The 15,372-nt window shown below is 65.2% G+C and carries 15 protein-coding genes; 7 read left to right on the forward strand and 8 right to left on the reverse strand.

The window, feature by feature from the left end:
• Nucleotides 1-10: 10 nt before the first annotated feature.
• The 3 genes from zwf to LB565_RS14470 are packed head-to-tail and all read right to left on the reverse strand — an operon-like array spanning nt 11 to nt 4,876.
• Nucleotides 11-1,387, reverse strand: a complete 1,377-nt coding sequence (gene zwf, locus LB565_RS14460) for a glucose-6-phosphate dehydrogenase (RefSeq protein WP_224585011.1) — start codon at nt 1,385-1,387, stop codon at nt 11-13.
• Nucleotides 1,388-1,400: 13 nt separating this feature from the next.
• Complete coding sequence (gene gnd / locus LB565_RS14465; RefSeq protein ID WP_224585014.1) at nt 1,401-2,414, reverse strand: phosphogluconate dehydrogenase (NAD(+)-dependent, decarboxylating); 1,014 nt, start codon at nt 2,412-2,414, stop codon at nt 1,401-1,403.
• A 50-nt stretch (nt 2,415-2,464) separates the two neighbouring features.
• The gene (locus LB565_RS14470) at nt 2,465-4,876 is read right to left on the reverse strand and encodes a glucan 1,4-alpha-glucosidase (RefSeq protein WP_224585015.1); all 2,412 of its coding nucleotides are present in this window, start codon (nt 4,874-4,876) and stop codon (nt 2,465-2,467) included.
• A 195-nt stretch (nt 4,877-5,071) separates the two neighbouring features.
• Between LB565_RS14470 and LB565_RS14475 the strand changes: the two genes are divergently transcribed.
• Genes LB565_RS14475 through LB565_RS14490 form a run of 4 tightly spaced genes read left to right on the forward strand, consistent with a single transcriptional unit; the run spans nt 5,072 to nt 9,527 of the window.
• Nucleotides 5,072-6,085: an ABC transporter substrate-binding protein gene (locus LB565_RS14475; RefSeq protein ID WP_224585017.1), complete on the forward strand. Its 1,014-nt coding sequence runs from the start codon at nt 5,072-5,074 to the stop codon at nt 6,083-6,085.
• A 48-nt stretch (nt 6,086-6,133) separates the two neighbouring features.
• Nucleotides 6,134-7,597, forward strand: coding sequence for a sugar ABC transporter ATP-binding protein (locus tag LB565_RS14480; RefSeq protein WP_224585019.1), 1,464 nt, complete (start codon nt 6,134-6,136; stop codon nt 7,595-7,597).
• A gap of 1 nt (nt 7,598) precedes the next feature.
• The gene (locus tag LB565_RS14485) at nt 7,599-8,576 is read left to right on the forward strand and encodes an ABC transporter permease (protein ID WP_224585028.1); all 978 of its coding nucleotides are present in this window, start codon (nt 7,599-7,601) and stop codon (nt 8,574-8,576) included.
• A gap of 3 nt (nt 8,577-8,579) precedes the next feature.
• Nucleotides 8,580-9,527 carry an ABC transporter permease gene (locus LB565_RS14490; protein ID WP_224585030.1) on the forward strand — a complete coding sequence of 316 codons (948 nt, stop codon included), beginning with the start codon at nt 8,580-8,582 and terminating at the stop codon, nt 9,525-9,527.
• A gap of 3 nt (nt 9,528-9,530) precedes the next feature.
• Here LB565_RS14490 and ppa read toward each other — a convergent pair whose 3' ends face one another.
• The 5 genes from ppa to LB565_RS14515 form a co-directional block, all read right to left on the reverse strand.
• On the reverse strand, nt 9,531-10,064 hold the full coding sequence (gene ppa, locus LB565_RS14495; protein WP_140544744.1) for an inorganic diphosphatase: 534 nt from the start codon (nt 10,062-10,064) through the stop codon (nt 9,531-9,533).
• Nucleotides 10,065-10,186: 122 nt separating this feature from the next.
• Nucleotides 10,187-10,696 carry a GNAT family N-acetyltransferase gene (locus LB565_RS14500; RefSeq protein WP_224585032.1) on the reverse strand — a complete coding sequence of 170 codons (510 nt, stop codon included), beginning with the start codon at nt 10,694-10,696 and terminating at the stop codon, nt 10,187-10,189.
• A 218-nt stretch (nt 10,697-10,914) separates the two neighbouring features.
• Entirely contained in the window at nt 10,915-11,553 is a 639-nt protein-coding gene (locus tag LB565_RS14505) for a TPM domain-containing protein (protein WP_224585034.1), read from the reverse strand.
• Between the two features lie 6 nt (nt 11,554-11,559).
• Entirely contained in the window at nt 11,560-12,369 is an 810-nt protein-coding gene (locus tag LB565_RS14510; protein ID WP_411970648.1) for a TPM domain-containing protein, read from the reverse strand.
• Between the two features lie 203 nt (nt 12,370-12,572).
• On the reverse strand, nt 12,573-13,220 hold the full coding sequence (locus tag LB565_RS14515; RefSeq protein WP_224585038.1) for a LemA family protein: 648 nt from the start codon (nt 13,218-13,220) through the stop codon (nt 12,573-12,575).
• 241 nt (nt 13,221-13,461) lie between these two features.
• Here LB565_RS14515 and LB565_RS14520 point away from each other — a divergent pair, with 241 nt between their 5' ends.
• The 3 genes from LB565_RS14520 to LB565_RS14530 are packed head-to-tail and all read left to right on the forward strand — an operon-like array spanning nt 13,462 to nt 15,371.
• Nucleotides 13,462-13,713, forward strand: a complete 252-nt coding sequence (locus tag LB565_RS14520; protein ID WP_224585039.1) for a hypothetical protein — start codon at nt 13,462-13,464, stop codon at nt 13,711-13,713.
• Between the two features lie 12 nt (nt 13,714-13,725).
• Complete coding sequence (gene pdxY, locus LB565_RS14525; protein ID WP_224585041.1) at nt 13,726-14,610, forward strand: pyridoxal kinase PdxY; 885 nt, start codon at nt 13,726-13,728, stop codon at nt 14,608-14,610.
• Nucleotides 14,607-15,371 (forward strand): DUF429 domain-containing protein, encoded by a 765-nt coding sequence (locus LB565_RS14530; RefSeq protein ID WP_224585043.1) that lies wholly within the window; start codon nt 14,607-14,609, stop codon nt 15,369-15,371. The genes pdxY and LB565_RS14530 overlap by 4 nt, the downstream gene beginning before the upstream one ends.
• The last annotated feature ends 1 nt before the right edge of the window (nt 15,372 follow it).

Raw genomic sequence — 15,372 nt, forward strand, 5'->3', positions numbered from 1 at the left:
TCCCCGGAAGTTACTTAGCCGGATTGATCCAGCCGTCGGGCGGGCCGAAGCCGCGCATGGCATCGACCGGCCCCCAGGTCTTGGGGGCATAGATCGCCGGCGGCGTGGTGTCGCCGAGCACCGGGCCGACGATGCGCCAGGCAAGCTCGGCCGCGTCCTGGCGCGTGAAGAGCTGGCCGTTGCCGTTCATGGCGTCGCCGATCAGCCGCTCATAGGGCGGCATGTCGCCCTTGGTGTCGTCGAGCGCGGTCAGCTCCACCTGCTCGCCGATCATGTCGTCGCCGGCTACCTTGCGCTGGGCGCCGATCGAGATCGCCACCTGCGGGTCGATGCGGAAGCGCACATAATTGGCGTCGCCCGGCTTGATCGGGTCGAAGACGTCGAGCGGCGGCCGCTTCATACGCACGATCACCTCGGTGGCGTGGACCGGCATGTTCTTGCCGGCGCGGATGAAGAAAGGCACATCCCGCCAGCGCCAGGTGTCGACGAAGAAGCGCACCGCGGCGAAGGTCTCGACCGGCGAGTTGGGCCTGACGCCCGGCTCGGCCAGATAGCCGTCGAACTGGCCGCGCACGACATCGTCCCTGGTCAGCGTGCGGATGGCGCGCAGCACCTGCACCTTCTCGTCGATCAGGTCGTCGGCCGAGCGGCCGACCGGCGGCTCCATGGCCAAAAGCAGCAGGATGTTCAGCAGGTGGTTCTCGATCACGTCGCGGATACAGCCGACATCGTCATAGAATTTGCCACGGCCCTCGACGCCGAAATCCTCGGCCATGGTGATCTGCACGCTCTCGACGAAGTTGCGGTTCCAGATCGGCTCGAGGAAGGAGTTGGCGAAGCGGAAATAGAGCAGGTTCTGGATCGCTTCCTTGCCGAGATAGTGATCGATGCGAAAGATCGACTGCTCGTCGAACACCAGATGCAGCACCCGGTTCAGCCAGCGCGCCGACTGCAGGTCGTGGCCGAACGGTTTTTCGATCATCAGCCGCGCGCCACGCGCGGTGCTGGACTGCTCCAGCCCCTGCACGACCGTCTCGAACATGGTCGGGGGGACGGCCATGTAATGCAGCGGCCGCTGCGCAGAGCCCAGCGCCGTCTTCAGCTTCTCGAAGGTCGCGCCGTCGCGGTAGTCGCCGCTGACATAGCGCAGCAGCGAGGCGAGCTTGGAAAAGACCTTGTCGTCGACACGGCTAAGCGCGGTGACGATGCCGTCGCGCGCACGGTCCACCAACTTGGGGAGCTCCCAAGGCTCGAAGGCAACGCCGATCACCGGCTCGCTCAGCGTGCCCTTAGCGACCATCTGGTAGAGCGCCGGGAAAATCTTCTTATGCGCAAGGTCGCCGGTCGCTCCGAAAAGCACCAGCGTGTCGGACCTCTCCTGGCTCATGCAGTCTCTCCCCTCACGCGCCGGCCTTCGGCTTCTCGACATGGCCGCCGAAGGCATAGCGCATGGCGGACAGAAGCTTGTCGGCGAATTGTGATTCGCCCTGGGAAGAGAAGCGGTCGAACAGCGCCGAGGACAGCACCGGCGCCGGGACGCCGGTGTCGATCGCCGCCTTCAGCGTCCAGCGGCCTTCGCCGGAATCGGAGACGCGGCCGCCGAACTGGGCAAGCGACGGGTCGTTCTTCAGCGCGCCGGCGGTGAGATCGAGCAGCCAGGAGCCGATGACGCTTCCATGCCGCCAGACCTCGGCGACCTGCGGCAGGTCGATGTCGAACTGATAGTATTGCGGGTTTTCGAGCGGGCTGGTCTCGGCGTCCGCTATCCTGGACCGCTTGCCGGCATTGGCCGACTTCAGGATGTTCATGCCCTCGGCATAGGCGGCCATGACGCCATATTCGATGCCGTTATGCACCATCTTGACGAAGTGGCCGGCGCCGCTCGGTCCGCAATGGAGATAGCCGAAGGGCGCCGTGCCGGCATCCTTGGGCGGATTGGCGCCCGGATCGGCGCCCGGCGCCAGCGTGGCGAAGACCGAATCGAGATGCTTCACCGCCTCGTCGGGGCCGCCGATCATCAGGCAATAGCCGCGCTCGAGGCCCCAGACGCCGCCGCTGGTGCCGACATCGACGAAGTTGATGCCCTTAACTGCCAGCTTCGCCGCCTGGTCGACGGCATCGTGATAATAGGAATTGCCGCCGTCGATGATGATGTCCCCCGGCTCCATCAGCGCCGCCACCTGGTCGACGATCCTGCCAGTGATCGCGGCCGGCAGCATCAGCCAGGCGCAGCGCGGCTTGGCGAGCTTGCCGACGAACTCCTCCAGCGAGGCGGCGCCGACCGCGCCGTCCTTCACCATGCCGGCGACGCTTGCCGAATTGATGTCGTAGACGACGCATTCATGGCCGTCGCGCATCAGGCGCCGCACCATATTGGCGCCCATCCTGCCCAGTCCCATCATTCCGATCTGCATGGTTTCATCCCGATTGCTTGAGGAAAGGAGAGTCCAATGGCCCTGCCGGATCACGATTGAGCGTCAATGCCGACGCTGAAGTCGACATTCTCCCAACGCATCGCCTCGGGCCAGAAAAAAGTGAAGACGATGGTGGTTCCCGGCTGCAGGCGGCTGACGGGCAAATCCACCAGATGAATGCCGAACGCATTCTCGGCCGTCTTGCTGTCCTGCACCGTCAACCATTTGTCGCTGCTCCAATGGACGACGCCGGGCGCCGACAATTCCACGCGCAGCGCCTTGCCGGCCGGAATGGAGCGAATCTTGTTGTTGAAGCGCCAGATCCGCAGCGGCGAGACCGTCTTGCCCTTGATATAGCGCTCGACGCCTTGCGGCGGCAGGTCGAAAACGGCGCCGTCGCGCAGCGAGCGCAACAGCTTGATGTGCTCGGCATGCGCCCAGACCAGCGGCATCGCGCTGCCGGACGGTTTGCCCAGCCACAGCTCGCGGTCAGGCATGTCCGGGCGATCCCAGACCTGCTCCGGCAGGAGGCCGCCCACGCCGGCCGAACGTTCGAAAGTCTCAAGCAGCTGCGCCGCCCTGTCCCCGCGGCCGGCGGCCAGCTCGTAATGGGCGCGCTCGCCGGCAAGTAGCGGCCACGGCCGCCCTCGGCCGGTGCCGTCGAAAGGCGAGCCGTCCTCGTGCTCGCCATAGCCGTCGCCGGTATAGCGGTACCAGAGCGGACCTTGCGGCAACTCGCAGCGCAGCTCGGCGTCGATGACCTTGACCGTGTTGAGGATGCGCGGATCGTCCGCGGCCCTCAGGCCGAAGCGGACCAGCGCCAGGGCGTCCGGGCTGATGATCGCCTCGGCCGGCTTGTCGCTGTCGCCCGGCGGCCGGTTCTTGATTGGCACGAAGCCGTCCTTCGGCGAGGCAGCGCTGCCATCGTCGGGCGGGGCGATGCGGACATAATAGCCCTCGATTCCCGCCCTGGTGCTTGCCTGCGTGCCGGTCACATAGGTCCAGCGCTCGACCTGGTCGTTCCAGCAATCGGCGATCTCGCGCAGATAGTGTGCCGGCTCACTTTTGCCGCAGGCGTCCAGCATGTCGGCCGCCGCAAGCAGCCCCGCTATTTCCACGGCCAGCGTGAACGGGCTGTAGCCGGCATCCTCTTCCCACCGGTCCTCGCCGGTGACCGGGCCGTTGCGCACGACATAGGCGGCCGCGTTCTCGATCATCGCCAGGAAGTCGGCGAGCTTCGACTCCGGCAGATGGCCGGCGCGGCGCAACGCATCGGCAAGCAGCAGCGGAAAGGCGCATTCATCCATCTGGATGCCGGGCCAATAGGCGGTGCCGTCGGACCAGCAATTTTGCGGCCAATGGCCGTCCGGCTGCTGGATCGAACGCAGATAGGCGAGGATCTGCAGCGCCTGCCTGCCGTCGCCGGCCGCCAGGAAACCGCCCGCCGTCTCGACCAGGTCGCGCGGCCAGACGAGATGATAGCCGCCGAGATCGTCGTCACCTTTGTTGAAGCCCCAGGGGATCGACAGGCTGGCGACGGCGGCGCCCGGTCTCGCGATCGACAGATGCGTTGCCAGCACCGCCGTGCTGGCGCGGTAAGAGTTCAGACCGGAGGCGGCGCGGCGGTCGAGTTTTTCCAACCCTGCCTGAAATGTCCGCCAGTTCTCGACATAGGTCTTCGCGGCCGGCTCGAAACCCTGTTGCAGGCTTGCAAGGGCAAAATCGGCGGCTTCCTCGGGCGAAGCGCCGAAGCCGAGCGCCAGCAAGGCAACCGTCCTGCCGGGCGAAAAGCCGATCTCTCCGGTCAGCGCGACATTGCCGTTTTCGGCTGTATGACAGGAAGGATCGAGCGCGCCGTTATCGTGCAGCTGCTGCCAGCCGTCGGAGAAGCCGACATAGCCGGACGAGCAGGCACCCCAGGGCAAGGACGAGGCGAGCGCGAGCGAAACGCCGCGTCCGGTGGCGAAGAGAAGGCGCTGCCCCTTATGCTCGCCGATCCAGGCCGTGTTGCCCATGCCGGCATTGACGAGATGCGGCGCAAGCAGCGCGTAGGCGCGATAGTCGGCCGCCGAGCCCTTGATCGCGCTGAAACCCACTTCCTGCAGCAGCACAGGTCGTTTCGGGTCGGTAATGATTCGCTTTTCAATCCGATACGCGCCGTCGGAGGCGGTATTGGTCAGCCGGTAGCCGGGGACCCCATCCTCGAAAGGTTCGACGGTGTGGGCCGCATCGCGCTTCTCTTCGGAAAAATAACCGCCGGGGCCGGTGACGATCAGCCCCAGGTCGCGCGTGCAGGCGCTGTCGAGGCGCGGATAATAGATTTCGTTCAGGATGCCGTGGCTGGTGGTGAACCAGAGCGGGCTTTTTGCCGAAAGGGCGGTTCCGACGCCGCTCTTTGCGCTTGACGTCCAGCGCGCCGGAATTCCGGGCGCGCCTTTGGCAACGGTCGGCGTCACTGCCATGCATTGGCCTCCTGCCGCGTTCCTAGACCAGGAGTCGCCGTCTTTTCAATCGTCGCACCGCAAGTTGATCGAGCAGTGCCAATGCTTTGCAGTTGACAGCTTGCGGTTCCTCTGAATTTGTCTGACAATAGATAAAAAACAGAGCATTCGCGTTACGTCCATCTGTTAACAGCAGCAACCTCGGGAGGAACCGACATGAAGAAACTACTCGTATTGAGTGCATTCGCGGCGATGCTCGCCTCGGGCACCGCGCTTGCCGACACCAGCGGCAAGAAGATCGCCTTCTCCAACAATTATGCCGGCAATTCCTGGCGCCAGGCGATGCTCGACAGCTATGCGATCGTCACCAAGAAGGCGGTCGACGACAAGATCGTCGCCGCGGCCGATGTCTTCACCACCGCCGACAAGGAAGTGCCGACCCAGGCCGCGCAGGTGCAGAACCTGATCCTGCAGGGCTATGATGCAATCGTCATCAACGCGGCGTCGCCCGATGCGCTGAACGGCGCCATCAAGCAGGCCTGCGATGCCGGCATCGTGGTCGTCTCCTTCGACGGCACCGTGACCGAGCCCTGTGCCTACCGCGTCGTCGTCGACTTCAAGGACATGGGCAAGCAGGAAGTCGAGCAGATGGCCAAGTTCCAGCCTAAGGGCGGCAATCTGCTGGAAATCCGCGGTCTCGCCGGTACCTCGATCGACGAAGCCATCCATGCCGGCATCCTCGAAGGCGTCGCCGCCCATCCCGAGTTCAAGATCGTCGGTTCGGTAACTGGCGACTGGGACCAGACCACGGCGCAGAAGGCGGTGGCGACCATCCTGCCGTCGCTGCCGGATGTCGTCGGCGTCGTCGATCAAGGCGGCGACGGCTATGGCGCCGCGCAAGCCTTCGCCGCCGCCGGCAAGCCGCGTCCGACCATCATCATGGGCAACCGCCAAGACGAGCTGAAATGGTGGAAGGAGCAGAAGGAGAAGGACGGCTACAAGACCTGGTCGGCCTCGATCGCCCCCGGCGTGTCGACGCTGGCCTTCTGGGTGGCGCAGCAGGTGCTCGACGGCCGCAAGGACATCCCGCACGACCTGCTGGTGCCCTATCTCGCCTTCACCCAGGACGATTTCGAGGCTGCGCTGCCGAAGATCAAGGAAGGCGGCGTCGCCACGCACGAATACACACAGGAAGACGCCATCGCCGCGATCAAGGCCAACATCAAGTAGTCGCGGCGCGAATTTGCCAGCCGCATCGCCAACCGGGTAAAGTTGAGGATGCTCCAGGCTATTGCGGATATCGTCAGGCTCAACGGCGCCGAAAAGCATTTCGGCGCCGTTCGGGCGCTTAACGGCGTCGACTTCCATGTCGGCGCCGGCGAATGCGTCGGGCTGGTCGGGCATAACGGCGCCGGCAAGTCGACGCTCATGCATATGGTGGCCGGCACGCTGCGGCCGGATGGCGGGCAGATCGCCGTGCGCGGCAATCAGGAGGCGAGCTATTCGGTGGCGCGCGCGCTGGAGCTCGGCATACGCTGCGTGTTCCAGGAGCTGTCGCTCTGCCCCAATCTCAACGTCGCCGAGAACACGCGCATCAACCATCCCTCGCTCACCGGCTTCGGCTGGCGGCGCAGGGCCGCCGACCTCATCCGCGCCAAGCTGGACGAGATCTTCCCCGGCCACGGCATTTCGGCGGATGACATTGCCGGCGACCTCTCGATCGGGCGGCGGCAGATGGTCGAGGTGGCACGCGCCTTCACGCTGACCCGCGAGCCGCTGCATCTGGTCATCCTCGACGAGCCGACCTCGTCGCTCGACGCGCACACCGCGGGGCAATTGCTATCCTTCGTGCGCCGCTTCGTGGCGGCGGGCGGCAGCTGCATCCTGATCTCGCATGTGCTGGGCGAGGTGCTGCAGAACGCCGACCGCATCGTGGTGATGCGCGACGGGAAGGTGGTCGCGGCTGATGCCGCAAGCGCTTTCGACCGCGACAGGCTGGTCGCTGCCATGGGCGGCGCCGAAGGCCATCAGAAGGCCGCTGCCGAAGCCCGGAAGGCCGAGGGCGGCGCGCTCAGGGTTCGCGCGCGTCCGGTCAGGCAGCAGGACGACAAGGAGCTTGTCGCCCGCGCCGGCGAGATCATCGGCTTGGCCGGGCTTGCCGGCCATGGCCAGACGGACCTTTTGCTGGCGATCTTCTCGGCCGCCTCCCGCGCCAGGACCGGCATCGAGGTCGCCGCGCCGGTGGCGCTGGTCGCCGGCGACCGTCAGTCGGACGGCATCTTTTCGCAATGGTCGATCGCGCAGAATATCGGCATCCGCTCGCTGACGCGCCTGCGCAACGGCCTTTTGATCTCGCCGCAGCGCGAGGCCGAGCTTGCCGAATTCTGGAAGAAGAAGATCGGCATCCGCACGCCGGACATGAACAACAACATCTACTCGCTGTCGGGGGGCAACCAGCAGAAGGCGCTGTTTGCCCGCGCGCTCGGCTCCGACGCCGAGATCGTGCTGATGGACGACCCGATGCGCGGCGTCGACATCGGCACCAAGCTCGAAGTCTACGATCTCGTGCGCGAGGAGGCCGCCAAGGGCCGCACCTTCCTCTGGTACACGACCGAGACCGAGGAGCTCGACAATTGCGACCACGTCTATGTCTTCAAGAACGGCCGGATCGTCGCCGATCTTGGGCGAGACGAGCTGACGGAGGAAAAAATCATCCAGTCCTCGTTCGGCGATGCGGCCTGAGATGACGGCAATCGCTCCCGGAACGCTCCCGAAAGCCTCGCCGCGCGGCAGCGCGGCCCGGGCGCGCATGCTGCGCGGTCTTTTGCCGGCGCTGTCGCTGGCGCTGGTGCTGATCGCCATCGCCTGGCTCAACCCGCGCGCCATCAGCTATTTCGGCTTCAACCTGATGCTCAACCTGGCGATCCCGATCGCGCTGGCAACGATCGCGCAGATGTTCGTCATCGCCGGCAACGAGCTCGATCTGTCCATAGGGACGTTCGTCGGATTCGTCGGCTGTGTCACCGCGACTTGGCTGAGAGACGCGCCGCTCATAGGCATTCTCGTGCTCATCGGCTCGATCGGCGTCTATGCATTGCTTGGCGCGCTGATCCACCTGCGCAATTTGCCTTCGATCGTGGTGACGCTCGGCATGAGCTTCGTCTGGCAGGGACTCGCCATCCTCATCCTGCCCAAGCCCGGCGGCAAGGCGCCGGACTGGCTGCTGTCGATCATGTCGTTCAAGCCGCCTTACGTCCCGTTCCCGATCCTTGCCGCGCTGCTGATCGCCGCGGTCGTGCATTTCGGCCTGATGCGCACGTCCTATGGCGTCATCCTGCGCGGTTCGGGCGGCAACGCCGCGGCACTGCGGCGCGCCGGCTGGTCGCTGCTCAAGACCAAGATCGTGCTGTTCGCGCTTACCGGCCTGTTCGGCGTGCTTTCCGGCATGGCGCTGATCGGCATCACCACCTCGGCCGATGCCAACATAGGCAATGGCTACACGCTGCTTTCGATCGCCGGCGTCATCCTCGGCGGCGGTGAGTTCGTGGGCGGGCGCGTGTCGCCGATCGGCGCGGTCATCGGCGCGCTGACGCTGGCTTTGGCCGCCTCGCCGCTCTTGACCTTCATGCACATCCCGCCCGACTGGCAGGTGGCCGCCAATGGCGCGATCCTGATCATCGTGCTGGCGGCTCGGGTGCTGATCAGCCGCAGGGAGCGGTGAGCGATGACCTCGGTGAGAACTCTGCTTGAAAAACCCTGGATCTGGTCCTTCGTCGGCGCGGTCGTCGTCTGGCTGGCAACGATTGGCTTCACCGGCGGCTACGGCGCCGGCGGCATGGTCACGGCGGCGCTCTCGCTTGCCGTCTTCACCGTCATTGTCGGCGTCGGCCAGATGTTCGTCATCACGCTGGGACCCGGCAATGTCGACCTGTCGCTGCCGGCCAATATCGGGCTGGCAAGCGCGGTCGCCATGAAGGTGATGGGCGGCAGCGATGCCATGATCCTCGTCGGGCTGCTTGCCGCGCTCGCCTGCGGCGCCGCGATCGGCGGCATCAACTATCTATTGATCTGGGCGCTGCGCATCCCGCCGATCATCGCGACCCTGTCGGCGAGCTTCATCATCCAGTCGATCGACATCAGCTACGGCCGCGGCCTGCAGATCAAGCCGCCGCCGGGCTTTGCCGACTTCACCAACTGGCAGGTGCTGGGCATTCCGGTTCTGGCGATGCTGACGGTGATCTTCACCATCGGTGCCGCGCTTGCGCTGCAGCGCATGATCTACGGCCGTTCGGTGCTGGCGATCGGCCAGAACATCCGCGCCGCCTGGCTGGCCGGCGTGCATGTCGGCCGCATCCGCTTCCTCACCTACACGCTGTGCGGCGCGCTCGGCGGCATCGACGGGGCGCTGCTTGCCGGCTATTTCCGCGGCGCCAATGTCGATATCGGCAACGAATATCTGCTCGCCTCGATTGCGGTCGTGGTCATCGGCGGCACCTCGGTCGCCGGCGGCAAGGCCAATGTGCCCGGCGTCTGGGGCGCCGGCCTGTTCCTGGTGCTTCTGCTCACCATGCTCAATACGTTCGGCGTCAGCGCCGGCGTGCGGCTGGTGCTGACCGGGCTGATCATCGTCGGGGTGATCACGGCGGCCGGCGGCGAGAAGGCGGTTCGATAGCCTTTATTTGGCCGCCTTGGCACGCGCGATCGCGTCGACGATCATCTTCTTCGCGTATTTGGAATCGTGCCAGCCTTCGATCTTGACCCATTTGCCGGGTTCGAGATCCTTGTAGTGCTCGAAGAAGTGTTGCACCTGCTGGCGCGTGATCTCAGGCAGATGGGTGTATTCGGTGACGTTCTCGTAGCGCAGCGTCAGCTTGGGCGAAGGGACGGCGATCACCTTCTCGTCCTGGCCGGCATTGTCCTCCATGATCAAGACGCCGATCGGCCGCACATTGATGACGCAGCCCGGCACCAGCGCGCGGGTGTTGCAGACCAGAACGTCGATCGGGTCGCCGTCGCCCGACAGGGTGTGCGGCACGAAGCCGTAATTGCCTGGATAGCGCATCGAGGTGTGCAGGAAGCGGTCGACGAACAGCGTGCCGGCCTCCTTGTCCATCTCGTATTTGATCGGCTCGCCGCCGATCGGCACCTCGATGATGACGTTGACGTCCTCAGGCGGGTTCTTTCCGGTGGGCACGGCTTCGATACGCATGGCTAAATCCCTCTCTCGATTCCAAGACCGATAGCGGGCGAAACGTCATGGTGCAATGCGGCGAATGGCACTGAACGCTGATGGAAGCGCACAGTTTGTGATGGCGTGTAACCTAGGCGACGCTAGTCATTCCAGACGAAAGCCACTTTCTTGAGCGCCTTCTGCTCGAAGACCTCGACGCCTTCGGCGATATCGCGGCCGCCATTGCCGGCGTAGAAGGCCAAGGCGTTGTGATTGTCCTCCAGCGCCCAGACCACCAGGCCGCGCAGGCCGTGGTCGGCGAGCCGGGCCTTGGCCGCCTTGAACAGCCGGCTGCCGAGCCCGATGCCCTGATATTCCGGACGAAGATAGAGCTCGTAGATCTCGCCCTGCTGGCGGAGCTCGCGGGCGCGGTTCTTGCCGATCGTGGCATAGCCGGCGACCGTTCCGCCGATCTCGACCACCAGCACGGTGGCGGCGCGGCGAATCGCGTTGGACCACCAGTCGACGCCGCGACGGTTGATCATCGAGGTCAGCGTGCGGTGCGGGATGATGCCCGAATAGGCGCCGCGCCAAGCCTGCTCGTGCACCTCGGCGATGGCGCTCGCGTCGCGCGGTTCTGCCTTCCGGATGTCAATCGTCAGCGTGTTCATGATTGGTTAACCATAAACCCGCCTCGCCCGATTGCAAAGAGTCCCCCAACACGCCTCCCCGCTTTCGCACAGGCGAAAGGTGGGTGCGCAGACGAGGCGCCTAGAGCCGAATGATTTCAGGTCGAATCGACCTGAAATCTGAATCCGTCTCTAAATCTAAGAGATAGAGCATGATGTCGCCCGAAAACCGCCTCACACTTTTCGGCATCATGCTCTAGTCAGATTTCGACGAGATGATCGTCGAGTTCGTTGGTGTCGCCTTCGGTGACCGGGAAATGCTCGGCGAGCACCGCGCCGACCGTACCGACAGCCTTGACGAAGCCGTCGGCCAGCCGGTCGTCACCGGCATGTTTGGTCAGATCGCCCACCACGCCGTCCCAGACATGCTGGCCGACCTTGGCATCGATGCCTGAGTCGGCGACGACCTCGGCATAGCGCTCGGCGATCGAGACGAAGATGAGCACGCCGGTACGCGCCTGCGTACGATGGACGTTGCGGGCCAGGAACTGCTTCATCGCATTGGCGTGCGCCGCCTGATAGCGCAGCCTTCTCGGCACGAAATGAATGCGCAAGGCGGGCAGGAGCCAGAGCAAAATGAACACCGAGGCCAGCGCCAGCGCTTGCGCCAGCACGAAATGCCGCAGCCGGATAGACAGCCACCAGGCCTCCAGCCCGTAGGCGACGGCGAGGCTGGCGATGAACAGGCCGATCGTGGCGGTGAACGCGGCCGGAAAGAAGTAGCCGTCGCTGGCCTTGGCGACGACGCAATAGATCTCGCCGTCGGTCTTCAGCTCGGCCGTCCGGATCGCCTCGGCGATGCGGTCATGATCCTCGGCGCTTATCGGTCGCGTTGCCATGGTGCCTCACCAGCTTCCCGACGAGCCGCCGCCGCCCGACGAGCCGCCACCGCCGGAAAACCCGCCACCGCCGCCGCCGGAGGACCAGCCACCGCCGCCTGACGACCAGCCTCCGCCGCCGCTGGAGGACGAGCGCCGGTTCTGATCGAAGGTCATGCCGAGCCAGCGATAGCGGCCGGGTCCGATCTTCTGGCCGAAGATCGGCGGCAGCACCGTCATCGCGATGCCGCCGAAGAAGATCAGCGCCCAGATGCCGATGAAGATGGCGAAGAACAGATCGTCGGAGTTGAACGGCGCCTGCTCGTTGCGCTTGCCGCGCGCCTCGAGTTCCTCGGGATTGCCTTCCAGCACCATGATCATGTCGTCGACGGCCTTGGTGATGCCGCCGGAGAAGTCGCCGGCGCGGAAGGCCGGCACCATGTCGTTCTCGATGATCAGCTTGGTGTGCAGGTCGGTCAGCGTGCCTTCCAGCCCATAGCCGACCTCGATGCGCATCTTGCGGTCGTTGGGCGCCACCAGCAGCAGGACGCCGTTGTTTTCCTTGGCCTGGCCGAGCTTCCAGAAGCGGAACAGCCGATTGGCGTAAGGCTCGATCTCCTCGCCGCCGAGGCTGGGTATGGTGGCGACGACGATCTGGTCCGAGCCCTTGGTTTCGAAGTCCGCGAGCTTTTGCGTCAGCGCCGCGCGTGTGCCGGCATCGATGATGCCGGCATTGTCGACGACGCGGCCCGTGAGGGCGGGAAGATCGGCGGCGAGGGCTGCGAGCGGGAGGAGGAAGAGGGCGAGCAAAACACCAGCGAAGGCGCTCCGGCACACCCCCCTCTGGCCTGCCGGCCATCTCCCCCGCAAGGGGGGAGATTGACGGCTTCGTTGCCAGCTTTCTCTTTCAGAGGCTGAAAGTTGGCGGAAGCGCGGATGACGGCTGATTTCCCCCCTTGCGGGGGAGATGTCCGGCAGGACAGAGGGGGGTGTGAAGGAACTCAAGGCCTGCAAGCTCGATTAATTTTCAGCCGAGTTTCTCACCCGCCCTGCTTGGTGGTGCTCGTGCCGAAATCGACCTTCGGCACCTGCATCTTGTCTTCCTCGACGGTGAAGTTGGCGAAGGGCTCGTTGCCGCGGAACCAGAAGGTCGCCCACAGCACCGACGGGAAAGTCTTCAGCGTCAGATTATAGTCTCTGACCGCCTGGATGTAATCGCGCCGCGCCACCGCGATGCGGTTCTCCGTGCCTTCGAGCTGCGCCTGCAGCGCGAGAAAATTCTGGTTCGCCTTGAGGTCGGGATAGGCTTCCGACACCGCGATCAGCCGCGACAGCGCGCTGGTCAGGCCGGCTTGGGCATCCTGGAATTTCTTCAGCGCTTCCGGGTCCTTCAGCGTGTCCGGCGTCACCGTGATCTGCGTTGCCTTGGCGCGCGCCTGGACGACCGCGTCGAGCGTATCCTTTTCATGCGAGGCATAGCCCTTCACCGTCTCGACCAGGTTCGGGATCAGGTCGGAACGGCGCTGATATTGGTTGAGCACCTCGCTCCAAGCCGCATGGGCGTTCTCTTCCGCCGTCGGGATGGTGTTGTAGCCGCAGCCGGCAAGCAGCGGCAGGACGAAAGCCATCATCAGGAAGGCGGACAGGCTGCGGAAGGGGGAGGCTGGTGAGAGGCGCTCGGTAATCATGATTGGTCCCTCGACAGAAATTGCATGCGAAGCATTATCACAATCCACGTGTAAGAAAATGTCCGGCCGATGACGCCTGCTCCGGCTCGGTCGCGAGCCACTTGAATAGTCGAGCGAACAGGATTTCATCTTCTTGTTTGACGCAATTCCGGCCGGAAGGCTACGGCGAAGTCGCCGAGTCTAAACGCTTCGCACTTTTCCTGGAATTGCTCTAAGCTCCGGGCAGGAAAGGGCAATTGCCATGGCCGAGCGCCGGGACGACGAGACCGAATCGCGCCGCATCCTCGAACGCGTGGCGCGCGAGACGGCGCCGGGCGGCGCGTCGTTCATAACCCGTACGGCGAAGGATGCGCGTGACCATGTCACCGCAGCCGATGCCGATCGCGCCGATCCTATCGAATATTGGGGAACTCGCATTGGCCGAACGCTCGGCGTCATGATCGCCATTGGGCTATTGGTCTGGCTGGTGTATGCCGTCACGCGTGGCGGCTAGGAACAGATTTCCATGAGTGCAGAAAAAATCGACGCGCCGCGTGCGGTCATCGTCATCTCCAGCCATGTCGCCCGCGGCTCGGTCGGCAACCGCGCGGCGGTGTTCGCGCTGGAGACGCTGGGCTTCCCGGTCTGGGCCGTGCCGACCGTCATCCTGCCCTGGCATCCGGGCCACAGCCGCGCAACACGCATCGTGCCGCCGCTCGACCAGTTCAAGGCGCTGATGGCCGACCTCGAGCGGGCGCCTTGGCTGGGCGAGGTGCGGGCCGTGCTCTCGGGCTATCTCGGCGAGGCCGGCCAGGCCGAGGCGGTCGCCTCGCTGGTCGCCGCCGTCAAGGAAAAGACGCCGAACGCGCTTTACGTCTGCGATCCGGTGATGGGCGATTCCGGCGGGCTCTACGTGCCCGAGCCGACGGCCGTCGCCATGCGCGACAAATTGATGCCGATCGCGGATATCGCCACTCCCAACCGCTATGAGCTGGAATGGATGGCGGGTGCGCCGCTTTCCGACATCAAGGCGGTGACGGCGGCCGCGCTTCATGCGGGGCCGTCGACCATGCTGGTGACCTCGGCGCCCGCGATGATGATGGGCGGCACCGGCAATTTCCTGCTCGACGGCAGCCAGGCGCTGCTTGCCGAGCACCGCGTGATCGAGAGGCCGCCGAACGGGCTCGGCGACCTGACGGCCGCGGTCTATCTGGCGCGCGTTCTCTCCGGCCAGCCGCCGGTGAAGGCGCTGCAATCGACCACCGCCGCCGTCTACGAGATACTGGCCCGCACCGCGAAGCGCGGCGGCGACGAGCTGCAGCTCGAAACCGACGCGCAGAGCCTGTCGCATCCCATGGCCATGGTGCAGCTGCGCCATCTCCTGCATCCCGGGCGGGACAAGCGGGCATGACGCCTGACGGCCGGCTGGCGGGCGTCGACGGCTGCAAGGCCGGCTGGATTGCCGTCCACCGCGAAGCGGACGCCGCGCCGTCGGTTTCGGTCTTTCCGAGCTTCCAGGCGCTGCTCGACGCGCTGCCCAATGCCACCATCGCCGTCGACATGCCGATTGGCCTGCCGGATTTTTCGAGCAGGGGCGGACGCGGGCCGGAAGCGCTGGTGCGGCCGCTGCTCGGGGCGCGGCAATCGAGCGTGTTCGCCATCCCTTCGCGCGCGGCGCTCTATGCCGACACCGGCGATTTCACCACGGTCGAAGCCTGGTATGCGGCGCATCGAAGGGCAAGCGCGGTGGCGATGGAGACCTCCGACCCGCCGCGCGGCGTTTCCATCCAGGCTTTCGGCATCTTTTCGAAGATCCGCGAGATCGACGCCCTGCTGATCGCGCGCCCCGATTTGCGCGGCCGTATCTTCGAATCGCACCCGGAAGTGGCATTCTGCCGGTTGAATGGCGACACGGCGATGGCGCTGCCGAAGAAGATCAAGGGTGCGGTCAACCCGGCCGGCATGGAGGAACGCAAGGCGCTGCTTTGCCGGCATGGCTACGAAAAAGCCTTTCTCGATCAGGCGCCGCCACGGAGCGCGACGAGCGACGACTTTCTCGACGCGGCGGCGATGATGCTGATTGCCGGGCGTATCGCCGGCGGCGAGGCGCGGCCTTCACCCGATCCGCCGCTGGCGGACCGTTTCGGCATCCCGATCGCTATCTGGGCGTGAC

Origin of the sequence: Mesorhizobium sp. CA14, from assembly GCF_020165195.1 — a bacterium.
Classification (GTDB): domain Bacteria; phylum Pseudomonadota; class Alphaproteobacteria; order Rhizobiales; family Rhizobiaceae; genus Mesorhizobium.